This window comes from Bacteroides sp. 11BF, assembly GCF_019633765.1.
GTDB classification, from domain to species: Bacteria; Bacteroidota; Bacteroidia; order Bacteroidales; family Bacteroidaceae; genus Bacteroides; species Bacteroides hominis.
Genome location: NZ_JAFKPJ010000018.1, coordinates 90,484 through 115,368, shown reverse-complemented (window position 1 = coordinate 115,368; position 24,885 = coordinate 90,484). Strand labels below are relative to the sequence as shown.

The 24,885-nt window shown below is 42.9% G+C and carries 18 protein-coding genes; 9 read left to right on the top strand and 9 right to left on the bottom strand.

Annotated elements, in window-relative coordinates:
• Positions 1 to 186: 186 nt before the first annotated feature.
• Both JZY04_RS17480 and JZY04_RS17475 read left to right on the top strand, forming a co-directional pair.
• Complete coding sequence (locus JZY04_RS17480; protein ID WP_122142927.1) at positions 187 to 3,669, top strand: TonB-dependent receptor; 3,483 nt, start codon at positions 187 to 189, stop codon at positions 3,667 to 3,669.
• Positions 3,670 to 3,682: 13 nt separating this feature from the next.
• On the top strand, positions 3,683 to 5,542 hold the full coding sequence (locus tag JZY04_RS17475) for a RagB/SusD family nutrient uptake outer membrane protein (protein ID WP_122142926.1): 1,860 nt from the start codon (positions 3,683 to 3,685) through the stop codon (positions 5,540 to 5,542).
• Positions 5,543 to 5,592: 50 nt separating this feature from the next.
• On the opposite strand, the gene JZY04_RS17470 is transcribed toward JZY04_RS17475, so the two are convergent.
• A complete protein-coding gene (locus tag JZY04_RS17470) occupies positions 5,593 to 6,603 on the bottom strand; it encodes an aspartate-semialdehyde dehydrogenase (protein WP_005779051.1) in 1,011 nt (336 codons plus the stop codon).
• A gap of 198 nt (positions 6,604 to 6,801) precedes the next feature.
• On the opposite strand from JZY04_RS17470, the gene JZY04_RS17465 reads away from it, so the two are divergent.
• From JZY04_RS17465 to JZY04_RS17455, 3 genes are read left to right on the top strand one after another with little or no spacing between them, the layout of a single operon-like run.
• Positions 6,802 to 8,937, top strand: coding sequence for a cation:proton antiporter (locus tag JZY04_RS17465; protein ID WP_005779049.1), 2,136 nt, complete (start codon positions 6,802 to 6,804; stop codon positions 8,935 to 8,937).
• Positions 8,919 to 9,647: a ThiF family adenylyltransferase gene (locus JZY04_RS17460; protein WP_005811888.1), complete on the top strand. Its 729-nt coding sequence runs from the start codon at positions 8,919 to 8,921 to the stop codon at positions 9,645 to 9,647. The genes JZY04_RS17465 and JZY04_RS17460 overlap by 19 nt, the downstream gene beginning before the upstream one ends.
• Positions 9,648 to 9,651: 4 nt before the next feature.
• Positions 9,652 to 10,305 carry an ABC transporter ATP-binding protein gene (locus JZY04_RS17455; RefSeq protein ID WP_032542882.1) on the top strand — a complete coding sequence of 218 codons (654 nt, stop codon included), beginning with the start codon at positions 9,652 to 9,654 and terminating at the stop codon, positions 10,303 to 10,305.
• A 56-nt stretch (positions 10,306 to 10,361) separates the two neighbouring features.
• Here the strand turns inward: JZY04_RS17455 and JZY04_RS17450 are convergent, their stop codons facing one another.
• The 5 genes from JZY04_RS17450 to JZY04_RS17430 all read right to left on the bottom strand — a co-directional run bounded on the left by JZY04_RS17450 (position 10,362) and on the right by JZY04_RS17430 (position 15,995).
• Entirely contained in the window at positions 10,362 to 11,216 is an 855-nt protein-coding gene (locus JZY04_RS17450) for a DUF1573 domain-containing protein (protein WP_032542883.1), read from the bottom strand.
• 38 nt (positions 11,217 to 11,254) lie between these two features.
• Positions 11,255 to 12,277, bottom strand: coding sequence for a 6-bladed beta-propeller (locus tag JZY04_RS17445; RefSeq protein WP_122142925.1), 1,023 nt, complete (start codon positions 12,275 to 12,277; stop codon positions 11,255 to 11,257).
• 191 nt (positions 12,278 to 12,468) lie between these two features.
• Positions 12,469 to 12,723, bottom strand: a complete 255-nt coding sequence (locus tag JZY04_RS17440) for an NVEALA domain-containing protein (protein ID WP_370635139.1) — start codon at positions 12,721 to 12,723, stop codon at positions 12,469 to 12,471.
• Positions 12,724 to 13,719: 996 nt separating this feature from the next.
• On the bottom strand, positions 13,720 to 14,625 hold the full coding sequence (locus tag JZY04_RS17435; protein ID WP_122142924.1) for a helix-hairpin-helix domain-containing protein: 906 nt from the start codon (positions 14,623 to 14,625) through the stop codon (positions 13,720 to 13,722).
• Between the two features lie 2 nt (positions 14,626 to 14,627).
• Positions 14,628 to 15,995: a sodium-dependent transporter gene (locus tag JZY04_RS17430; RefSeq protein WP_122142923.1), complete on the bottom strand. Its 1,368-nt coding sequence runs from the start codon at positions 15,993 to 15,995 to the stop codon at positions 14,628 to 14,630.
• Positions 15,996 to 16,099: 104 nt separating this feature from the next.
• Between JZY04_RS17430 and JZY04_RS17425 the strand changes: the two genes are divergently transcribed.
• Positions 16,100 to 16,492, top strand: a complete 393-nt coding sequence (locus JZY04_RS17425) for a VanZ family protein (protein ID WP_122130414.1) — start codon at positions 16,100 to 16,102, stop codon at positions 16,490 to 16,492.
• A 4-nt stretch (positions 16,493 to 16,496) separates the two neighbouring features.
• Here JZY04_RS17425 and murF read toward each other — a convergent pair whose 3' ends face one another.
• Both murF and JZY04_RS17415 read right to left on the bottom strand, forming a co-directional pair.
• Entirely contained in the window at positions 16,497 to 17,795 is a 1,299-nt protein-coding gene (gene murF / locus JZY04_RS17420; RefSeq protein WP_005811881.1) for a UDP-N-acetylmuramoyl-tripeptide--D-alanyl-D-alanine ligase, read from the bottom strand.
• An 88-nt stretch (positions 17,796 to 17,883) separates the two neighbouring features.
• Positions 17,884 to 19,119: an MFS transporter gene (locus JZY04_RS17415; protein WP_005779036.1), complete on the bottom strand. Its 1,236-nt coding sequence runs from the start codon at positions 19,117 to 19,119 to the stop codon at positions 17,884 to 17,886.
• A gap of 261 nt (positions 19,120 to 19,380) precedes the next feature.
• Between JZY04_RS17415 and JZY04_RS17410 the strand changes: the two genes are divergently transcribed.
• Together JZY04_RS17410 and glsA are read left to right on the top strand one after the other, a co-directional pair.
• Positions 19,381 to 20,823 (top strand): glutamate decarboxylase, encoded by a 1,443-nt coding sequence (locus tag JZY04_RS17410; protein ID WP_005779031.1) that lies wholly within the window; start codon positions 19,381 to 19,383, stop codon positions 20,821 to 20,823.
• Between the two features lie 14 nt (positions 20,824 to 20,837).
• Positions 20,838 to 21,803, top strand: coding sequence for a glutaminase A (glsA, locus tag JZY04_RS17405; RefSeq protein WP_005811878.1), 966 nt, complete (start codon positions 20,838 to 20,840; stop codon positions 21,801 to 21,803).
• A gap of 77 nt (positions 21,804 to 21,880) precedes the next feature.
• Here the strand turns inward: glsA and JZY04_RS17400 are convergent, their stop codons facing one another.
• Positions 21,881 to 23,893: a HAMP domain-containing sensor histidine kinase gene (locus JZY04_RS17400; protein ID WP_181996444.1), complete on the bottom strand. Its 2,013-nt coding sequence runs from the start codon at positions 23,891 to 23,893 to the stop codon at positions 21,881 to 21,883.
• Positions 23,894 to 24,003: 110 nt separating this feature from the next.
• On the opposite strand from JZY04_RS17400, the gene folP reads away from it, so the two are divergent.
• Entirely contained in the window at positions 24,004 to 24,864 is an 861-nt protein-coding gene (gene folP, locus JZY04_RS17395; protein WP_122142921.1) for a dihydropteroate synthase, read from the top strand.
• Positions 24,865 to 24,885: the final 21 nt, after the last annotated feature.

The following is a 24,885-nucleotide window of genomic DNA, read 5'->3' as shown; positions in this document are numbered from 1 at the left end:
AAGTTCTAATGGAACTTTAACTCAGTCAATAATAGAGATAATATAAAAATTAAAACCTTTAAATGACAAGAAGCCTATGATGAATAAACAACCTCTTGTGGTGGGATGATTCCCACTTCCTAATTTTACCTTACCTGCATTTTGAGAAATCAATCGATTAACAAACAATTTAATCATCTATCTTTTATGAATGAAGATCGCAAGAAACGAGGACTAGCAAATAGCAAGCTCCTTACGGCCGTGGCAATAACTGCTTTGTTTATAGGCAGTGGTAATGCGGTGGCTGCTTCAACTGCTTCCGGCAGTGCTTATGAAGTGACAGAACAATTACAGTCGCAAGCTATTAGTGGTGTAGTGACTGATGCAAACGGAGAGCCTGTTATTGGTGCCAGTGTTTCAGAGAAAGGGACAACAAATGGTACTATTACAGATATTAATGGCAAATTCAGTTTAAATGTTAAACCCGGGGCTGTCTTGAAAGTCACATTTGTGGGCTATAAGCCACATGAAGTGAAAGCTACAAGAACAATGAAAATCATTTTGACAGAAGACAGTGAGCTTTTGGATGAAGTTGTCGTTGTAGGTTATGGCACTCAAAAGAAAGAGAACCTGACAGGTGCAGTCGCATCGGTAGATGTGAATAAAACGTTGAGTAGCCGCCCGATTGCGGATGTCGGACGTGGTCTACAGGGGACGACTCCAGGACTTTCTGTTGTAATCCCGAGTGGAGAAATTGGTTCGGATCCTACCATGAAGATCCGTGGCCAGATTGGGTCTATTAACGGAGGTTCCGCTCCGCTTATTTTAATGGACAATGTTGAGATTCCAAGTATTCAGATGGTCAATCCGGACGATATTGAATCTATTTCGGTTTTGAAAGATGCGGCAGCATCTTCTATTTATGGTGCAAAAGCTGCGTTTGGTGTTGTATTGATTACTACTAAAAAAGGAGCTAAGCAGGAAAGTATAAATGTGAGCTACTCCGGAAACTTTTCTTGGCAGAATATTTCCAAGAAAATGGAGATGGGAGGCATTGATGCCTTGGAGTATTCGGTCGAAGCTTTTAAACGTGTGGGAGGAACCGTAGCCGGTGCATTTGTTCAGATTACTGAAGAGGGGCTTGTCAAAGCCAAAGAGTGGGACCAAAAGTATGGTGGCAAGTTAGGTCCTAATGATCCTTACGTGTATGGTCGTGACTGGTATGTAGACGCCAATAACCGTAAGATTGGTTTGAGAACTTTCGATCCATATGATTATATGATTAAAGAGTGGACTCCCTCAATGACTCATAATCTCTCGGTTAATGGTAAAAGCGGACGTACGACTTATAATATTGGCTTCGGTTATCTGGATCAAACAGGACTGATGAAACCGGCGAAAGATGATGATTTTAAACGCTATAATGGCTCTTTAAGAATCAGTACCGATATTAATAAATATGTCACAGTGAGAGCTGGAGCCATGTATTCTAAACGTGAAAAGAGATACGCCTATGCTACTTCCTCTACTACAGCTGATCCTTGGTTGTATTTATACCGCTGGGGACCGAACATGCCGATGGGGTATGATGATGAAGGAAATATTATCCGCAGCCCGCATTCGGAAGTAGCTCAAGCCAATACGGCATCACGTGCATACAACTATATAAATGTAAACGTAGGGGCTACGGTCAATATTATGAAAAACTGGAAGTTGGATATTGACTATACACATGCTACCAATGAATATGTACTTAAAACTCCTGGTACCCGCTATACAGCTCTTAATTCATGGGGTGGAGCAGTAGCTAAAAATGATGCCAGTGGTAATCGTATTTATGTCAATGAAGCCGGCGAAACAGTTGCTGCCGGAACTCCGGGAGCAATGCCTGCCTATAAATTAGGTATGACAGAGTATACGGCTCATGGAGCGAATCCCGACCATATGTATCGACGTTCTGAGACAACGAACCAGGACACTTGGAATATTTCTACTACATATGACTGGAAAGTAGATAAGAATAATGCGTTTAAGTTTTTGGTCGGCATGAACCGGGTGACTTATGATGAAGAATACAACTGGTCGCGGAAAGGTGACTTATCTGATATTACCAATCCACAGTTTGACCTCGCTGTAGGTTTACAAGAGGCAAGTGGAGGATACGATTGGGAGGGTCAACTCGGGTTCTTCGGACGTATCAATTACGCTTTAAAGGATAGATACTTATTGGAGGCTAATCTCCGTTATGATGCAACTTCCAAATTTCCGGATAACTTGCAATGGCGATGGTTCCCATCTTTTTCAGCCGGATGGCGTGCAAGTGAAGAATCTTTCATGCAGTGGATGAAACCTGCTGTCACATCATTGAAATTCAGAGGGTCGTGGGGTATTATCGGTGACCAGACTGTATCCAATTCTTTATATATTCCTACCATGTCTACCGGCCAACTGAATTGGCTGGACGAGAGTGGAAATAAGCTGGTTTATGTAAGTACACCCAGTGCAGTGGCAAGTAACATCACTTGGCAGGACATTCAGACTGTCGATGTCGGCTTGGATGCACGTTTTCTGGATGGCGAACTCGGTTTAACTGTTGACTGGTATCAACGTGATACAAAAAATATGATTGTCCCGGGTGCCGGTGTTACTTTGGCGTTTGGTACCGGAGCCCCGAAAGGAAATTTTGGTTCTTTGAGAACCAGAGGATGGGAAATCGCACTTGATTACAATCACCGTTTTTCTAACGGATTAGGTATAAATGCGATGGCTACCCTGTCTGATGCTGAAACAGAGATTACTAAATATAGTGATACCCGGGTCGTTAGTGATTGGTATGTTGGTAAAAAGTATGGAGAGATCTGGGGATATCAGACGGAACGTCTATATCAGAAAGATGATTTCGTATATAATGGAGATCAGATTGTGACAACTTGGGCTTTGAATGGTAAAGAGGTTGCTCAGGGAACTAAAGGTGCTAAAAAAGTGAATAAACTGAAAGGGGATAATCCTGTTTATCAGGACTTTTTGCAGAGTGGCAACTTTGTTTTTGGTCCGGGTGACGTAAAATTTGCTGATTTGAATGGCGACGGATTGATCGATTCCGGAAGTGGAACAGTCGATGATCCGGGTGACCGTAAAGTAATCGGTAATTCCACTCCGCGCTACGAATATGGTTTCCGTTTGGGAGCCGACTATAAGGGGTTTGATTTTTCTGTATTCTTCCAAGGTGTTGGTAAACGCGAAGTTTGGGGTAATGGTTTTCTTGCTATTGCCGGATATAACTCTTCGGATGGTGCCATGCCTCAGGCTATTGCCGGAAATTATTGGCGGGAAGACCGTACTGATGCTTTTTATCCGCGTCCTTACAATTTAGCCGGTTCCAATAACTCTTTGAATATGGTAACTCAGTCGCGTTACCTTCTCGATATGTCTTATTTGAGAATGAAAAATATCACGATAGGTTACTCCATACCTGCCGATATCCTACGAAAAGTGCGGATGCAGAAAGCGCGTATCTATATGTCTTTAGAGAACTTTGTGACTTGGGATAATTTGAATGGTCTGCCTATCGATCCGGAAGAGGTACAAGGATTTTCGATGTTTAATACAGATAATTATAATTCGGGTCGTACCGGTGTCGGAACTCCTACCTTTAAGAGCTTGTCCGTTGGTATTCAGTTGAATTTCTAAAATAAAGAAGAATATGAAAAAATATATATTTACTTTACTTTCACTTGCCGCACTGAGTTTCACCAGTTGCGATGATGTGTTAGACCGTCCTCAGTTGACGAAACCGGTTGATACGAACTATTGGCGAAGCGAAACAGATTTCCGTCTGTATGCCAATGAATGTTATCCTAATTACTTTGTTGGCTATAACAATACATGGGGAGTGGATTATGCTCCGTTGCGTGGATATTATTTTTCGGATGATAACGCATGGGCAGGAAAGCAGTCTGTGATGGAAAATGCCGTTCCGTCCAGCAGGGGATCGAGCAGCTTGTCTACTGGTAGCGACCTTTGGTTGACTAAGTATGGAAGTGCAACTTGGAATTTTGCATGGGTACGTAAAATTAATACGATGATCGACAGACTTGATATGTATGGCAAAGTAAATCTGACAGAAGAAGCATACAATCACTGGATGGGGGTTGCCCGCTTCTTCCGGGCATTCGAATATCATCGTTTGGTCTGGTCTTTTGGAGACGTCCCCTATTTTGATAAGGTTTTTTTGGAGACAGACGCAGCTCAAATGTATAAAGACAGGACGCCGAGAGCTGAAGTCATGGAGAAAGTTTATGATGATTTGAAGTTTGCTTTTGAGAATCTTCGTTTGTCAGACGGTGCGATGTATTTGAATAAAGACATAGCAGCCGGCTTTATTACCCGGATTATGTTGTATGAAGGCACTTGGCAGAAATATCATAATTTAGATCAGGCATTGGCAAAAAAATATCTGGAATTTGCCAAGGAAGCGGGTGATTATGTGATTGGTACCGGGAAATATGCGATTTCCGGAGATTTCAGAAGCTTGTTCGGTTCTCAGGACTTGAAGGGACACAAAGAGATGTTGATGTACAGGCACTATGATGCTGCGAATGCGACACATCACGTGGCTTCTTATTCGAATGGTTACGAGGGGCAGTCCCCGTCTCCTAATCTGGCATTGGCTAAGTCATTCTTATGTAATGATGGTAAACCGTATGAAGCATCAGCAGTGCCTGATGCCGCGAAACTGGATATCAAACACATGGTTAAAACCCGTGATCCCCGTTTTGAAGCTACCTTCTGGGATGAACCGAGAGTACAGGCCAGTACGCTTTTATACGCTTGTAAATTTATCGACCGCACCGGGCCAACATACTGGAATGCTGCAACTATACCACCTCAGTACGGAAGCATGACCAACACCAACGATGCTCCTGTTATGCGTTATTCTGAAGTGCTTTTGAACTGGATAGAAGCTAAAGCAGAGTTGGCAATCATGGGAGAAGCGGCAGTCACACAAGGTGATATTGATATTTCAATCAATGCGATTCGTAATAGAGATCTCGACGCTGAGGCTATTGCTAAAGGGGTACAGAAAACAGCTCCGATGAAACTTGCCGATATCACTGAAGCTTTTGCACCCGATCGTGATGCCGATGTGCCTGCTTTGATTTGGGAGATCCGTCGTGAACGTCGTATGGAATTTGTATACGAGCATACTCGTTTGGCTGATATCAGACGTTGGAAGAAACTCGACTATATGGATAATAATAAATACCCGGATACAATGTTAGGATTGTGGATTAATCTGAAAGAAGAACTTCCTTCATATCTGGAACAGGGTAAAGACGGAAAGTATACCGCTTATCAGGTTCGCAAGATGGACGGTACCATGGTTACTTATGATGGTAGTAATGCTGACGATATGGTTGGCTTCTTTGTTCCGCTGAAGGCGGTAGCCCGTGATGTGTTTGGCGATGAATGTTATTTGGCTCCTGTGGGCAAAGCACAAATCGATCAGTATGCCGATCAAGGCTATAAATTGAGTCAAACTCCCGGTTGGGAGAATAAGTAAATAAAAAGGGGAAGCAATTGCTTCCCCTTTTTTGATATGAATATTTTGGCTTATCCGATATTTCCTTCTTTAATCAGGTATTCGGCAATCTGAACAGCGTTCAGTGCGGCACCTTTCTTAATCTGGTCACCTACAATCCAGAAAGTCAGTCCGCAGTCATTGGTCAAGTCTTTGCGGATACGGCCAACGTAAACAGGGTCTTTGCCTGCCAGGAACAGCGGCATCGGATAGTCTTTTTCTGCCGGATTGTCCTGAAGTACCAATCCTTCGCCTTTGGCAAAAGCTTCACGAGCCTCTTCTACGGAAATAGGACGTTCTGTTTCTACCCAGATGCTTTCGGAATGTGCACGAAGTGCCGGAACACGTACGCAAGTAGCACTAACCTTTACGTCAGAATGCATGATTTTGCGGGTTTCGTTAAACATCTTCATTTCTTCTTTTGTATATCCGTTTTCTGTAAATACGTCAATCTGAGGAATCAGATTGAAAGCCAGTTGGTATGCAAACTTCTCAACAGTGACAGGTTCATTGGCCAAAACCTGGCGATACTGTTCATAAAGTTCGTCCATAGCGGCTGCGCCGGCACCACTGGCTGCCTGATAAGTAGATACATGCACGGTTTTTATATGAGAAAGCTCTTCGATGGCTTTCAGTGCGACAACCATCTGGATGGTTGTGCAATTCGGGTTAGCGATCACGCCGCGCGGACGATCTTTAGCATCGGCTGCATTCACTTCGGGCACCACCAAAGGTACATCTGCATCCATACGGAAAGCGCTGGAATTATCGATCATTACCGCACCATATTGGGTAATGGTTTTCTCGAATTCCTTAGATGTGCCTGCACCGGCCGAAGTGAAAGCAATGTCCACCCCTTTAAAGTCATCGTTGTGTTGCAGAAGTTTGACCTCGATCTGTTTACCGCGGAAAGTATATTTGGTCCCGGCACTACGTTTAGAGCCGAACAAAACTAACTCGTCCAACGGGAAATTTCTCTCATCGAGCACGCGCAGGAACTCTTGTCCTACGGCTCCGCTTACGCCAACAATAGCTACTTTCATCTTTTTCTTTTGTTTTATGTGAATACTCATCCTCTACAATTTAAATCAATCGTAAGGATTTGGCTGCAAAATTATAACATTTTGCAATATAATAAGCATTTTAGGGAGAAGATTTCTCATTGAAAATCTCTTTCCTAATGAATTGGCGGTGTGATAACTTTTTTGTTATTTTGCAGTTAAATACAAAAATCCCGATATATGCACTGGTTTGATCTCAGTTTACAACTTCCGATAACAGACCCTACATGGGTGTTTTTCTTGGTTCTGATCATTATTCTATTTGCTCCGATGATACTGGGACGCTTGCATATCCCCCATATCATTGGTATGATTCTGGCCGGGGTAGTTATTGGTGAATATGGTTTCAATGTTCTCGAACGGGATAGTAGTTTTGAGCTGTTTGGGAAAGTGGGACTCTACTATATCATGTTTCTGGCCGGGCTGGAGATGGACATGGAAGATTTTAAGAAGAACCGGACCAAAGGGCTGGTCTTCGGGTGGTTTACATTTATTATTCCGATGGCATTGGGCGTATGGAGCAGTATGGAGTTATTGGGGTATGGATTTACCACAGCTGTGCTCTTGGCCAGCATGTATGCTTCCCATACATTGATTGCCTATCCCATTATCAGTCGTTATGGCCTATCTAAGCTAAGAAGTGTAAATATAACGATTGGGGGGACAGCCGTAACCGTTACTTTGGCTTTGATTATTCTGGCTGTCATTGGAGGTATGTATAAAGGGACTGTCGACGGCATGTTCTGGATTCTGCTGGTGGCAAAGGTTGCATTCCTGAGTTTTTTGATCGTATTCTTTTTTCCGCGTATCGGCCGTTGGTTTTTCCGTAAGTACGATGATAGCGTGATGCAATTTGTTTTTGTACTTGCAATGGTGTTTTTGGGTAGCGGCTTGATGGAGTTTGTTGGCATGGAGGGCATTTTGGGGGCTTTCCTTGCAGGGTTGGTACTGAATCGTCTCATTCCGCATGTCTCTCCTTTGATGAATCGTTTGGAATTTGTCGGAAACGCTTTGTTTATTCCCTATTTTCTTATTGGTGTGGGGATGATTATTGATGTCCGCACTTTGTTTGCCGGAGGCGAAGCTTTAAAGGTTGCGGTAGTGATGACCGTATTCGCTACTTTGAGTAAATGGCTCGCTGCCTGGATTACACAGAAGATTTATCGTATGCAGCCCAATGAGCGGAGCATGATGTTCGGTTTGAGCAATGCGCAGGCGGCTGCTACTCTGGCAGCAGTGCTGATAGGGCATGGCATTATAATGGAGAATGGGGAACGTTTGCTGAATGACGATGTGCTGAACGGTACGGTGGTGATGATTCTCTTTACATGCGTAATCAGCTCACTTGTGACCGAACGCTCTGCACGACGTTTCGCTTTGCATGAAGAGATGCAGTTCGAAGATAACAAGGAGAAAACAGAACAGGAACAAATCCTGATTCCGGTAGCGAATCCGGATACTATTGAAGATCTGATTAACCTCGCATTGGTTATCAGGGATACCAAACAGAAGAAAGAACTGATTGCACTCAACGTAATTAATGATAATAACAACTCGGAAAATAAGGAGTTACAGGGTAAACGGAATCTGGAAAAAGCAGCAATGATTGCTGCCGCTGCCGATGTTTCGGTTAATATGGTGAGTCGTTACGACCTTAATATTGCTTCAGGCATTATCCATACCATTAAAGAGTATGATGCGACGGACGTAGTAATCGGTCTGCACCGTAAGGCAAATATTGTCGATTCATTCTTTGGTAATCTGGCTGAGAGTTTGCTGAAAGGTACTCACCGGGAAGTGATTATTGCCAAGTTCCTTATGCCGGTCAATACACTTCGGCGGATCATTATTGCCGTACCCCCAAAAGCTGAATACGAGACCGGGTTCTCTAAATGGGTGGAACATTTCTGCCGTATGGGAAGTCTGTTGGGTTGTCGGGTACATTTCTTTGCCAATGAGCAGACCCTGATGCGGTTACAGCAGTTAGTGAAGAAGAAGTATGGAAGTACTCCCACCGAATTTTCCAGACTGGATGAATGGGACGACCTGCTTTTGTTGACCGGGCAAGTGAATTTTGATCATTTGTTAGTGATTATCAGTGCGCGGCGCGGATCTATTTCGTATGATCCTGCGTTTGAGCGGTTACCCAACCAGCTTAGCAAATATTTTTCTAACAACAGCTTGATCATCCTGTATCCCGATCAGTTTGGCGAGCCTCAGGAGATAGTTTCTTTTTCTGATCCACGGGGGTACAACGAATCTCAGCATTACGATAAGGTAGGTAAATGGTTCTATAAATGGTTAAAAAAGAATTGATGGAAAACTGGCAGCAGAGAACTAAACTTCTTTTAGGAGAAGAGAAAACGGAACGTTTAAGAAAATCACATGTGTTGGTTGTTGGGTTAGGTGGAGTAGGCGCTTATGCGGCCGAAATGATTTGCCGTGCAGGTGTAGGCCGAATGACGATAGTGGATGCCGATACTGTGCAACCTACTAATATCAACCGCCAGCTACCGGCTACGCATGCCACCTTGGGTATGGAGAAAGCAAAGGTGCTGGAAGTAAGATTCAGGGATATTAATCCGGAGATAGAGTTGAACGTATTGCCTGTTTATCTGAAAGACGAAAATATACCGGAGTTGCTGGATGCCTCAAAATACGATTTTATAGTTGATGCCATTGATACCATCAGTCCGAAGTGTTACTTGATTTATCACGCTCTTCAGCGCCGTATAAAGATAGTATCGAGTATGGGTGCCGGAGCGAAAAGTGATATCACTCAGGTGCGTTTTGCCGATCTTTGGGATACGTATCATTGCGGTCTTAGCAAAGCTGTCCGCAAACGTCTGCAAAAGATGGGAGTGAAACGTAAGTTGCCCGTCGTCTTTAGTACGGAACAAGCCGATCCGAAAGCAGTATTGCTGACGGAGGATGAGAGAAATAAGAAATCGACTTGTGGAACAGTGAGTTATATGCCGGCTGTGTTTGGCTGTTATCTGGCAGAGTACGTTATAAAAAGATTGTAAGATTATGATTCATTTAGAAGGTATAACCAAGAGTTTCGGTTCGTTGCAGGTGTTGAAAGGGATAGATCTGGAGATAGCCAAAGGAGAGATAGTAAGTATCGTAGGTCCCAGCGGAGCCGGAAAGACCACACTGCTTCAGATTATGGGGACTTTGGATAGTCCGGATACAGGTACGATAAATGTTGATGGTACGAACGTAAGCAAGATGAAGGAGAAGGAACTTTCTGCTTTCCGGAACAAACACATTGGCTTTGTGTTCCAGTTCCATCAATTACTGCCTGAGTTCACGGCATTGGAAAATGTGATGATCCCTGCATTTATTGCGGGTGTGTCTACCAAAGAAGCTTCTATACATGCCATGGAGATACTTGATTTTATGGGATTGACGGAGCGTGCATCACATAAGCCTAATGAACTTTCGGGCGGAGAAAAACAACGGGTGGCTGTAGCTCGTGCATTGATCAATCAGCCGGCGGTTATTCTGGCCGATGAACCTTCGGGAAGTCTGGACACCCATAACAAGGAAGAACTGCATCAACTCTTTTTTGACCTGAGAAATCGGTTTGGACAAACCTTTGTGATTGTGACACATGATGAAACATTAGCAAAAATCACTGACCGTACGATTCATATGGTGGATGGAAGTATAAAAAAATAGCGATTTTTCTTCTTTGGGGATAAAGTATATATCCTATTATATTCCAGTTATTCAGTTTATTGGGCATTGCCCGTTATTCTTAGTTGTAAGGGAGAACCGGAGGTATTGCAATATACCTTGATACTTTTGTCAAAGCGCTCCGGATGATCTGCCTTATAGATAACAGTCATGTTTAAGGATTGTCCCGGTTTGATGGGCTCTTGGGAGTAACTCACAGAAATACAGCCGCATGAAGTGTTTACGTTATCAATTACAAGCAATTTTTTACCTGTGTTATGTAAAATGAACACATATTTTTGTTGTTGCTTCCAGCTAAATTGTCTCAAATCGATGGAAGAATTGTCTATTCTTACTTCGGTGAGGGAGCGGGTTTTGTTGAGAGGCGGTTCTCTACCGATAATTCTATTTCGGTACAGTTCTCTGATTTTAGGGTTTTGTATCGGATTACCTATGCCTACGACTTTTTTGTCTTTATCTAATAAGAAGGTATGGAAGTTCTCTTCGGGAGGGAATTGGTTCAGTTGGTTCAATATGTCAGTAGTGTCTATACACACAGGATAAGGAAAGTGTTCTTGTCGTAAAGAAGAATAGACTTCTTCTATGCTTAGTGGGCAAAAAACGAACAGTACCGGAACTGAGTCCAACTCTTTTATCAGTTTTTTCCATTCATTTAATCGTAATTTGCAAGAAAAGCAACCGAAAGAATCAACATAAGCTAAAATCATATGATTAGTGTCGAAAAAGGTTGAGTCTTCGTAATTCTGTCCTTCCATCGTCAAGGTCATTCCCTTTGGGAAAAGGATCTCTTTTCCCTCCCATTTGCGAATTAAGTCTGCAACTCTGTCTCTTTGTGTCTGTTGACAGGCAGAGAAAAGTAAAAGTATCAACAGGATACTTAATATGTTTTTCATGTGTATTTCTTATATGTTCATATTACCAATGTGAAAGATTAGTCGAGTAATCCGTCCAAGTCTAAAGTGGCGAATTGAATTTCAGCATCCAGACTCATGATCAAACGATTTTTGGACTCATCATAAATAAAATCTATTATCGGATACTCCGTTTCCATGGTTTTAATATAATGTCCATTCAAGTCGTAAACATTAATTTTTGTCGGGCTGTTACCTTGAAGCTTTCCATATTTTCGTGTGTATCCACTTTCTCCGGAATAAGATGCCAATATCTTATCTTTACAAAATTTCACTGTTCTGTAATAGAGAGTCTGAAAATTTGATTCTTTTTCCCATTTGGGACCGTAAATATTATATTTCAGATGACCGTCCAAGTTGCAGATGGTCAATAGATCATTCCCTCTATACGCTTCGGCATAAAGCCCGCAAGGTATAGAAACGGCGTAACTGATACGCTTCTTGGTGATATCCGGATGTTCATATTTCATAAGCCGGATGTCGCCTGTGTTAATATTCCATTTCGCTACATGGGGCGTATAGTCATTTACTCCTATGGGTACTATGATCAAACCGATGCATAATGTATCATTGATGTATTGGTAACGGTCGGGAAACTGATCTGCATTCATTCGTGTTTTTACTTGTGGCTTGTATAACGAATCGGTCAGCACACTGTCCAGATTATAACTATATATCTTTAGTTTTCCATGATCGGATACATAGAACTCCCCTTTCTGTTCATTGACCCCTATATTCCCTATAACCGTAATCTCATTAGGACCTTCGCCTTTAGGAGCAATGCTGGTTATATATTTGAAACTATTTTTGTCAAAAATATGTATTTGTTTGTCGTAGGAAGCATGATCTACTATCATCAGATAGTCTTTCATCAAATACAATCGACTTGTGCCGCCAATTAATACATCTTCGATTTTTATCTCTTTTATTTTTTCTTTTATATTCTGCATGGGGGCACACTTGCTCCAATAGCGTTCGGTTTCGGTATTCGAAGTGCAGCCAATACAGATAAGGATGAGAAAAAAATATAATAGTTTATTCATAAGTGATTTGAAATAAGTAGATTTGTTATGGGATTGAGCTACGTAAAAATGCAATCTCTTTATTTATTAATTGTTTGGATTTTTTATAACACAGTGATGAAAATGTGTCGGAAGCGTTACGGGTTTACACGAGATTGAATCTTGATTGAAAAATTATGGATATCTGTGCATGTAAAACTTCCGACATATTTTTATAAGACAGGATCTTTCCAGCCTTTATATTCTTGGTAGGTTGGATGCCAAATATAGCAAAGGCAACCATCACCGTTATCCAAGCAACCATTTGGGCACATTGGATTTATTTCATCACTGGCTAACGCTTCTACATTTGCCAATGCCCACTCTGACATTGTCGATTGATTGGCTTGTGCCTGATATGTGTTGTAACCTGCGATTGTTGCAACTACAACGACTATCAATATTACGAATAACTTCTTGTTCATCATATTTGTTGTTTGGGGATAAAATGGTTAATTTTATTTTTTAGCTCTCTCTTTTCAAACATTACATTGTTCTTTAGACAAATGTTGCATTTGTTTTTCTTATTTCTTTTTCTTCATTTTGTGACGAACAAACCTCCTTTCTTTTTAAGTAACATATTGTGCTTGGCTAAATATAAGCACTTTTTTTGAGTGATTTATTTTTTTTTGTTAATTAATCGTAATGGGGCTATGTTTGTTTATTTTCGTAATATGCACGTACGCACGTATGCAAATATTGTTTTTAAACCCTTGGCGCGTATCCATTGCGGATCTGCGCAATCCGATACTTTTCAGTTACGGATTAGGGTGAAGAGATTCTTTCCGAATGGCTGAACATAAGCATCGCAGATGTTGGATATTGTCGGAATAACGGTACAAAAAGAAAGTAAATAGCTACTTTTGCTAACAGGGACCTTGTTTGTTTGCGATGTTCCAGGAGAAGAAGAGGACCGAATGGAGGCTTTTGAAGTCGGAGATCCAGGTTTAGGAAGCGGAAAAGCCGGCCTTTTCCGGAAAAGAAGCAAGCGTTTGCTCCGAAAGGCCCAAGCCTTTTCCGAAAATCTCCTTATGTTTTGGAAATATCTCCTATTGTTTTCCAAAAGACCTCCTGTCGTTATTCAAAATTCGGTCTGAAAAGAGTATTCATTCTTCTAGTTGACAACCACAGACGGAGCTCAATGAAGTGATAAAAAAACGGTGTCTGACTCTGATTGTGATATTTCTGATAGGATATAGGAGTTTTTATTCTTATTAGACAGTAAATCGGAGGAATAGAAAGAAATTTGATATTGGCAAACTTCCTGTGGAGCCACGTTGTTTTATTCAGGCAAGCCTTGGCACGAAAAAAACGATTCTGAAACGTCTGGATTGTCAAAGTGACACAATGAAAAAATATGCCGGTTAGTCCAACAGATGGAACGGTAACTGGTTGGATCGAAATATGGTCGGATGACGATGTTTTTACTCAAAACAGACGTAGTGGCTGATTCGTTCTAAATCCTGAGGAGTAAATTCTTCGTAAAGAGAAAGTTGCTTCAGGCTTTTTAATGTTCCTTTCTTTTTTCTGTACTCTACTATTATTTTGGCCTGATAGAAGTTAATATACGGATGGGCTTTGAGCCGTTCGATGCCGGTTTGGTTTATATTCAGCTGTCGGATATTGTCGGTTGCTACATTAAACCAGGGGCGAAGCTTTTCCACATTGAGATGTATCTCTTTCAATTGTGCTATATCATAAAATCCTCCTAAACGGCTGCGATATCCTGTTATCATTCGGGCAATAGCACTACCGATACCGGGAATCTTTTTCAGTTCCGTTGTGTCTGCACCGTTTAGTTCGACTACTGTTCCGGCAGTGTATTTAAAGAATTTCAGTGTGTCTTTTTCCACTTTAGGAATATAGAGGCGAAGTGTATCTTGGTGGGGCTCTGTGACCGGAGCTATACAGATATAAGGTAGGAGAATCGTGTATTGTTCCTGCGTTAATCCGTATACTTTTCGAAAGTCTTCCGCCCGACGGAATTTTCCACCTTTATTCCGGTACTTTAAGATATTCTTTGCCATCCATGCCGGCAGGCCCAGATCAAGGAATCCGACAGAATCGGTCGTATTTGGGTCGAAAGTCGTCAAACTGACTGTTCGCCGGGGCTGGAAGTTCCTGTCATGTGTATATGCTTTTTGTTCATTTTCGCGGATGGAGGCAATAAATTCGGCATATTCCTTTTTCATCTTTTCCGTATCGTTTGTTGCCGTATTTGCTTTGTCGGGGATCATCCATCCGGCTACAAATACGAGAATACACAAAACGACAAGTATCAGGATGCCTTGCCGTTCTGTACGTGTGAAGTAAAAGAAGTCTTTCCACATTTTTATTTCAGTAACCCCAGTTCATTAATGAAGATCACTGAAATGGCAATCGGGGCTACGTATTTCAGAATAAAGATAATCAACTTATATGTAGGAACTTTCAGGTTACCGTTGTTCGTGATTTCCGACCAAACAAGTTTCTTGTCCAGATACCATCCGGTAAAGATGGAGATGAACAATCCGCCCAATGGCAGCATCAGTTTGGCGGTTACGAAGTCGAACAGGTCAAACATGCCCAGTCCGAAGATGGTGAAGTCTTTGGTAATCCCCAGAGAGAGTGAACAAAGTATCCCCAACAAAATGCAACCGGTTGTTACCAACCGGGCAGCTTTGCCCCTTGTAAAGTTGAATTCTTCGTGTAGGTAGGCCGTAACCACTTCATGCAATGAGATGGTAGAAGTCAGCGCTGCCAGCGCCAACAATATGTAGAACATCACTGAAAAGATATATGCCAATATCGGTATCCCGCTGAAAGCCTGTTGGAATACGTTAGGCAGAGTTATAAAAATTAAACTTGGTCCGGCATCCGGTTGAATACCCACTGAGAACGCTGCGGGAAAGATGATAAAACCAGCCAGTATAGCGACAAATGTGTCGATAATTCCTACACTGAAGGCCGTTCGGGTGAGGTTGGTGTTTTTGCTGAAATAGGAGGCATAGGTACACAGGCATCCCATTCCAAGGCTGAGTGAGAAGAACGCTTGCCCCATAGCTCCCAGAAATACATTGCCATCTACTTTACTGAAATCCGGTTTAAGCAAAAACTCGATGCCTTTGCCCGCTCCCGGCAAAGTGACCGAACATCCCACCAAGATTAAGATAATGATGAAGAGGGTCGGCATCATAATTTTGGATGATTTTTCGATTCCCTTCTCCACTCCTTTCACGATGATGAAATGGGTAGCGAGTAAAAATAAGGTGAGCCATAAGGCCGGACGCCAGGGATTGCTGGAGAAACTTTGAAAAGAAGAGATAAACTCCGCCGGAGTTTTACCTGCGAAACTGTTACTGACTGCCTCGTATATATACTCTAATGTCCATCCGGCCACAACAGAGTAATAGCCGAGAATAAGGAATCCCGCCAAAACTCCCATTCGTCCTACCCAACGCCATTGAGTGCCGGGAGCCAGTATTTGGTAAGCACGGGCAGTGTTTGCCTGTGAGTGCCGTCCGATTAAAAATTCAGCTATCATAATCGGTAGTCCGAGTAGAAGGATACATCCCAGGTAAATAAGGATAAAAGCTGCTCCTCCATGATTACCTGTTTCATAAGGGAATCTCCATATATTACCCAGCCCGACAGCTGAACCTGCAGAAGCCAGTATCACACCTAATTTACTACCAAAATTACCTCTGTCTTTTTTTGTCATAGAAAGCGTATGTTATCTTACAATTCGATAGATTTTATTGTTTTAAACGTGCAAATATAGAAAATGTTCCTTATATTTGCGACTCATCTGTAATTTATTTAGGTATGCTATCTTATATTAAGAAATATCCCGTATCGCTCTTTATTATTCTTGCGGTCATCTATTTATCGTTCTTTAAACCTCCTTCAACGGAGATCAGTAAAATTCCTAATATCGATAAGATTGTTCATATTTGTATGTACTTCGGCATGTCCGGTATGTTGTGGCTGGAGTTTTTGCGGGCACACCGTAGAGATCATACCCCGATATGGCATGCATGGGTAGGAGCTTTCGTTTGTCCTGTATTATTCAGTGGATGTGTAGAATTGCTACAGGAATATTGCACTACTTATCGCGGAGGAGATTGGTTGGACTTTGCCGCCAATACCACAGGAGCGGTATTGGCCAGTCTGATAGGGTATTTTGTAGTTCGTCCACGGATGGTAGCCCCAAAGTAACTTATTATAGGAACTCTACGACCGTACTTAGCTTAATGCCATTTGAGCCTTTAATCAGGATGGTGTAGCCTTGGGGTTTTTCCGTTTGTAAGTCCTTTATTAATTCCTGTGCGTTAGCATATGTAGGATAGGGAGGATTGGTTGATGCAAATAATTCTCCTACCAGCAGGACTTTTTCAAACGAACACTCTTGCAGGTATTCTACAATTTTATGGTGTTCGGCTGCGCTTTCTGCTCCTAACTCGCGCATATCACCTAATATCAGCATTTTCCGTTCCACAGTCATGTTACGGAAGTTCTGCAGAGCGGCCATCATACTGGTCGGATTGGCATTGTAAGCATCTATAATCAGTGTATTATCCGCGGTCTTTTTTAGTTGCGAACGGTTGTTGCGGGGAGTATATCCGGCCAAAGCTTCATCTATCTTTGAGGATTCTACTCCAAAGAATCGTCCGATCGTGACGGCAGCCAGTGCATTCGGAAAGTTATATTCACCGATAAGTTGTGTTTGTACCTGATGTAAATTTCCATCTTTGCCTGCTTTCCATTCGAAAGTCAGGTAAGGAGAATTACCGGTTACGTGGCCGTTGACGTACAGCGAATTTTCACTTCCGTAAGGAATCAGGTTCAGCCCCCGTGCGATGTCCATCAGATAAACATTATCATGGTGGATGAATACGGTAGAATCATCCTTCTCACGGAGGTAGTCATATAATTCCCCTTTTGTCCGAATCACTCCTTCGAATGAACCGAAACCCTCTAAATGGGCCTTACCCACGTTGGTGATGATTCCATAATCCGGTTCAGCAATATGTACCAGAAACTTAATCTCTCCCGGATGGTTAGCCCCCATCTCGATCACTGCCAGGTCGTGTTCCGCCTTTAGGCGAAGCAAGGTCATCGGTACGCCAATGTGGTTGTTCAGGTTACCTTCCGTGTAAAGCACATTGTGGGCTTTCGCCAGAACAGCAGAAATCAATTCTTTAGTCGTCGTCTTACCGTTGGTTCCGGTGATACCGATCACCTTCGTACCCAACTGCCGGCGATGGTAATTGGCAAGTTGTTGCAGGGTTTGCAGACAGTTGTCCACAAGTATGATGTGTTTATTATCTTCCGGAGCATATTCCGCTTCATCCACCACAGCATAGGCACAACCGTCCTTCAAAGCCTGGGCGGCAAAAGCATTTCCGTTGAACGATTCGCCTTTCAAGGCAATAAACAGTGAACCTTCAGGGCAGTTACGGCTGTCGGTGGTCACTACGGCACAATCCAGGAATATCTGGTAGAGAGCAGAAAGTTTCATAATAATCCGTTTTTACGGAGGATGTTGCAAAAGCTCATCACAGACTTTAGTAACACCCTCTTCTGTTGTTGCTGCAAAATTACATTTTCTATTTCAGATTATCATTAAATAGGAACGAATTTCGTTTGGTATAAGAAATGACGAGCATCACAATGCTGATACATAAATTGAATACAAAAGCAAACTGTTGGGATTTGATATGAAACACGGTCGACTGGAAGAAATCGATAATGAAAGGGCACAACAGGATGGCGAGGTAATTCATCGCCATCACAAATGCCAATGCCAATGTCACTTTGCGGGGGATTGCCGTGTGGGTTGTCTGATTGTAGACAACAGGTTGAATGACTCCGTATCCCAATCCTACCAAGATACATCCCGGAGCTATCATCCATTCTTTGGGTGAGATCCAGATCAGTGCCAGCCCGATGCCGATACTGAGGAAGCTGTAGAATTTAGTTTTCTCCTTCAGTGTACCAACGATGCGACTTAAAAAGAAGCCGGGAGCCATGATGGCCAGAAAAAAGAGTGAGATCATAATGCCGGAGTTACCACTGGTGAAATGATATTCTTCCATCAGGAACGGCAGGTTGAAACTGACTACCAGTACCAGGAAGGTGGCAAGCCCGTAAACAGACATGATTCCTGCAAGATGGCGGATATGAATGCCGTATTTACTGTTTCCCGTATCTACATCCTCCTCTTGGCTTGCCGTATCTTTATCATTGGTAAGTGAGGTGCTTCCTTCGCTTGCCATGCTGCGTTGCAGATATACTGACAGGATAAGTGAGACAATCGGCAACAGGTAGACCACAAATGGCAGATGCCAGTTGACTTCAGCCAGATATCCGGTGACCACCGTAGCTATTACAAGGGTTATATTCGTAATGGCGGAACTTAATCCGAACTGTTTCACACGATATGAACCGGTGAAGTATTTTGAGATCAGGCCGGTGGACAACGGAACGATCAGCCCCGATCCTACTCCCAGTAAAGCACTTACAGCAATCAGTTGCCACATTTGTCCCGAAAGTAGATAAAGTATTCCGCTTAAGGCAAAGATGGCAAGCCCGGCTTGTAATAGATGTATGAAATTGACCCGCTCGGTCAGTTTGCCCGCCAGAAGGATAAATGGGATAATCAGTAGTGAGGGCAGAGATGAAAGCATCTGTATGTCCAGTTCGGTGGAGTGTGGAAAGATGACGGATAGCTTCCCCAAAATAGGAGAAACCGCCAGACCGGGTAGGGCATTCAGGGCCGAGATAGACCAGATGCCGATAAGGGTGATAAGGGGTATAGTCCCTTGGCCAGTTTGAATACGCATAGTTGTATAGGTATTATAAAGTTTAGGTGTGTGAAGAACAAACGATTCGTTAGAATGTTCGGCATCTAAGCAGCAGAAAGTGTGTTGGGATATCTTCCTGCAGGATTGAAGATAACTTATTAACTTTTCCGTTTCCCTCCCTTTTTAATAAACGCCAAATAATGTAAAACCGAAGAACTTTCATATCCCTTCGATGTTGTTGTGGGAAATTCGACGGGGAAAATCCCCATCGCCTAAACCTAATTAAAAATAAGAGTAATTATGGAAGATTTAAATTTCAGAAAAGGTGATGCTAAAACCGATGTATTTGGTTCAAACAAAATGTTGCAACCCTCTCCGGTGGAGAAAATACCTGATGGACCTACGACTCCGGAAATCGCCTACCAGATGGTGAAGGACGAAACTTTTGCTCAAACTCAGCCCCGTCTGAATCTTGCTACATTCGTGACTACTTATATGGATGACTATGCAACGAAGCTGATGAATGAAGCTATCAATATCAACTATATTGACGAGACAGAATACCCGCGTATTGCCGTAATGAATGGTAAATGTATCAACATTGTAGCCAACTTGTGGAATTCTCCGGAGAAAGATACCTGGAAGACAGGTGCGTTGGCTATCGGTTCTTCAGAAGCCTGTATGTTGGGTGGTGTTGCAGCTTGGCTGCGTTGGCGTAAAAAACGTCAGGCACAGGGCAAACCGTTTGACAAACCAAACTTTGTGATTTCAACCGGCTTTCAGGTAGTTTGGGAGAAATTTGCGCAGTTATGGCAAATTGAGATGCGTCAGGTTCCTCTGACATTGGACAAGACCACACTCGATCCGGAAGAAGCCTTGAAGATGTGTGATGAAAATACAATTTGTGTAGTTCCTATCCAGGGTGTTACATGGACAGGCCTGAATGACGACGTTGAAGCGCTTGACAAAGCCCTCGATGCTTATAACGCCAAGACCGGTTATGACATTCCTATCCACGTAGACGCTGCCAGCGGTGGTTTTATCCTTCCGTTCCTGTATCCGGAAACCAAGTGGGACTTCCGCCTGAAATGGGTACTCTCTATCAGTGTATCCGGTCATAAGTTCGGTCTTGTATATCCGGGTTTAGGTTGGGTTGTCTGGAAAGGTAAAGAATATCTGCCCGAAGAAATGGCTTTCAGCGTAAACTATTTAGGAGCTAACATTACTCAGGTAGGTTTGAACTTCTCACGTCCGGCTGCTCAGATTCTGGGACAGTATTATCAATTCATCCGTTTAGGATTCCAGGGTTACAAGGAAGTACAGTATAACTCTCTGCAAATAGCTAAATATATCCACAGCCAGATCGCTAAGATGGCTCCGTTTGTCAACTACTCTGAAGATGTAGTGAACCCGTTGTTTATCTGGTACATGAAACCGGAATATGCAAAGAACGCCAAATGGACTCTTTATGATTTGCAGGATAAACTGGCTCAGCACGGCTGGATGGTTCCGGCATATACACTGCCTTCTAAACTGGAGAATTATGTGGTTATGCGTGTGGTAGTTCGTCAGGGATTCAGCCGGGATATGGCCGATATGCTGTTGGGAGATATCAAGAATGCTATTACCGAACTTGAAAAACTGGAATACCCGACAACCACCCGTATCGCCCAGGAAAAGAATCTGCCGGTAGAAACCAAAGTGTTTAACCATACCGGTAAACCGCAAGTTGCTAAGAAATAAATAACATTATTGGTATGGACAAAAAAATATCTATTTCCCAAATAAAAGAGGTAGTACAACAGGCCTATGAGCAAGTCAAGGGTAATACCGGTGGTAAGAATGCCGATTATATTCCCTATCTTGCTAATATTGACAAGAACCTTTTTGGTATCAGTGTCTGTTTGCTGAATGGTCAAACTATTACCGTAGGGGATTTTGACTATCGTTTCGGTATCGAATCCGTATCTAAAGTACATACAGCCATTCTGATTCTCCGTCAATACGGGGCGCAGAAGGTGTTGGAAATGATTGGAGCGGATGCTACCGGACTGCCTTTCAATTCTATCATTGCCATCTTATTGGAAAATGATCATCCGTCTACTCCGTTGGTCAATGCCGGAGCCATCTCTGCTTGTTCCATGGTGACGCCGGTTGGTAATTCCGATAAGAAGTGGGATGCGATTGTACAGAATATTACCGATCTTTGCGGCTCTGCTCCACAGCTGATTGAAGAACTCTATAAGTCGGAAACAGCTACCAACTTCAACAACCGTTCCATTGCCTGGCTGCTGAAGAATTATAACCGTATCTATGATGATCCGAATATGTCGCTCGACCTCTATACCCGTCAGTGCTCTTTGGGAGTTACTGCACAGATGTTGTCGGTGGCTGCCGGTACGGTTGCCAATGGTGGTGTGAATCCTGTTACCAAGAAGCAGGTGTTCGATGCCGAACTGACTCCTAAAATCACTTCTATGATTGCCACCGTAGGTTTCTACGAACATTCGGGTGACTGGATGTATACTTCTGGTATTCCTGCCAAGACCGGTGTAGGTGGTGGTGTGATGGGGGTATTGCCGGGCGTATTCGGTATTTCTGCCTTTGCACCTCCTTTGGATGGTTCGGGCAACTCAGTGAAAGCACAGTTGGCCATTAAATACATCATGAACAAGTTGGGGTTGAATGTATTCAATGGTGCAAGAGTAACCATTGTTGAGTAGTAGCGGTAACGCTTTACCGTTTTTTTGTTTAGGTTGCTCCGAGGGCGGTTTCCGCCTGAGGGGCAACCTTTTTCTTTTCACACATTGGCCCGGATCAAAGGAAGGGTGAAGATAAAACGGCATCCTCCTGTATAGTTCTTATCTATGATGAGGCTGCCACCTAACTTTTCTGCGATAATACGGCATATCGGGAGTCCCAGTCCGGTACCTTGAGAAAAGTCGTTCAGTTTGGCAAAACGCTCGAATACATATTCCTGTTGTTCTACAGGAATGCCTTTTCCCGTATCGGTAACGGTGTATATGATCCGGCTTGGACTTTCCGCTATAGTATAGGCCAGAATAATGCTTCCTCTATCCGTAAATTTAGCTGCGTTGTGTAGCAAATGGGTCAGTACTTGCGCTACTCTTGTCGGATTAGTCAATATGGTGAGCTGTCTGCATTGTGGCTCAAAGTAAAGGCTGACCCCCGGTTTCACAGAATCTCTTGACCGCTCGATACTTGTCTGGCAGCAATTGTTGATGTCGTCGGGTTTATTGTATGGCAATTCTTCCGACTGATCAAGATACGAAATGTCGAGTACGTCACTCACAAGCCGCAATAAGTTAGTGCTGCTTGTCTCTATGATAGAGGCATACTCTTTTGTTTCATCTTCGTTTTTAAAGTAAGCACTCAGTACTTGCGAGAATCCTACAATCGCATTCAACGGCGTACGTATTTCGTGTGACATACTTTGGATGAATGTTGTTTTCATCTGGCTTGCAGTTTCCGCACGTTCTTTGGCTTTGCGCAGCTCCTCACCGTTTTCTGTCAATTCCTTGTTCTGTTGCACCACAATTGCTTCCGACTTCTTTAATTTCTGATTCAGTTTAGAAATGCGGCAGAACATCATTGCTACTACTAACAGGACGACAACGAGTGAGATCAGGATTGTATAAATAGTCTGTAGCTTTTCCTCTTGCATGTGAAGCAGCAAATCGCTTTTTTCTTTCTGTAACTGTTCTACCTCCAGGATGGCGTAGAACTCACTGGTAGAGTTCTGTATTTCCTGGGTGCGTATCGAATCGGTAGCCAGGATGTAGTCCCGGTAAAATTGGGCCGCCCGTGCTCTGTCGTTCATTGCCCAGTAAATATTTCCTTCTTTTTGAGTGATGCTGTAGTTCAAGTATTTGTTTGAAAAGAGAGAGTCGGCTTTGATCCGGTCGATCACTTCGAGCGCTTTATTATATTCTCCGGTAGCCAGGTAATACTCAGTTTGTACATAGTATAATCCGTTTCTGTAAATGGTAAGTGTTTTGTCTTCTTCGAATAGTTGTTCCATCTTCCGAAGTATTTTCTTCGCTTTGTCGTATTCTTTCGTTTCGATGTAGTACAGAATGTAAGCCTTGTTTATTGTAAAATTCTGATAGGCACTTTTTATCTTTTTGCTTCCTTCGTCCAGCGCTTTTTTGGCATCCTCAGGTTGGTGCAATTCAAGGGCACACTGGGCAAGCGATGCGTATTGGGTAGGCAGGTTGATGTCTTCTATTCCGTTTTGCTCGATAAGCTCTATTTGTTTTTTGAAATTCTCATATGCCAGTTTGGGATTCGACTGAGTCATATAAATGGTTCCCAATGCCCGATAACACTGTACGATTCCGGGGATGAAATTATCAGCTTCGGCCGACCGGAGCATTTTTTGCGCCTCATAAATGGCCGTACTGGTTTGATGTTGCTTTATGTAATAAGTAATCAGCCGGCTTCCCCAGGCAAAATAGAAGTATTTCAACTGACCATTCTGTTTGCTTATCTTTTTCACGTTCTCTACTTCAATCAGAATGCTGTCGAGATCATTTTTATAATAATAATAGTCCAGCTTCAGCGAAGCGGCAACAGCTTCCATGTGTCTGTCCTTTTTCTGTTTTGACAGGCGGGCAAGGGTATCGTTTATTTGCAGGAAGGCCGGACTGTTGATTTCTGCCTTACATTTTAAGAAGTAGCTACGCAAAACGCTGTCCGTCTTTGTAAGCGTGTGTTCAGCTCTTGTCTGATATTGAAAGCAGAACAAAACCAGTATAGGTAATATGATGTGACGGCATAATTTGATAAACATTGTTTCAGTAGTCTTGATACCTGCAAAGATAACTTTATTTTTAGTGTGCAGATAGCATAGGGACATTTATTTTTCTTTATCTTTGCGACAATCAACTGTAAAAACAGAAAATGGATTCAATGATTCTCAAAAGTCTGAATGTAAACGGACGTTTACTCGATCTTTCCACTCCGCAGGTCATGGGAATACTCAACGTCACGCCCGATTCTTTTTATGCAGGCAGCCGTAGCCGGACTGAAGCCGAGATCGCTGCGCGTGCATGTCAGATATTGGATGAAGGTGCATCAATTATTGATATCGGTGCTTATTCGTCACGTCCCAATGCCGAGCATATCTCACCGGAAGAAGAGATGCAAAGGCTGCGTACCGGGCTGGAAATATTGAACCGTAATCACCCGGATGCTATTATTTCCGTGGATACATTCCGTGCCGAAGTGGCGCGGCAGTGTGTCGAGGAGTATGGAGCCGCCATTATCAACGATATTTCGGCGGGTGAGATGGACGAGCAGATGTTCCCAACCGTAGCCCGTCTGAACGTTCCCTACATCATGATGCATATGCAGGGCACTCCCCAGAACATGCAGAAGGAACCCCACTATGAAAACTTGTTGAAAGAGGTTTTTATGTATTTTGCACGGAAAGTCCGGCAGTTGCGTGATTTGGGGATGAAAGATATTATTCTTGATCCCGGTTTCGGTTTTGGCAAAACACTGGAGCATAATTACGAACTGATGGCACATCTGGAGGAGTTCGGTATCTTCGAATTGCCTTTGTTGGTAGGAGTCTCGCGCAAATCGATGATTTATCGCTTGTTCGGAGCTACTCCGCAAGAGGCACTCAACGGGACGACTGTGCTCGATACGGTGGCATTGATGAAGGGAGCCGATATACTACGTGTCCATGATGTACGTGAAGCAGTGGAGGCGGTCCGGTTGATTGAAAAACTGAAAAGCGTATCGTTTCATTCCTGATATCCGAATATTTAACTCTTA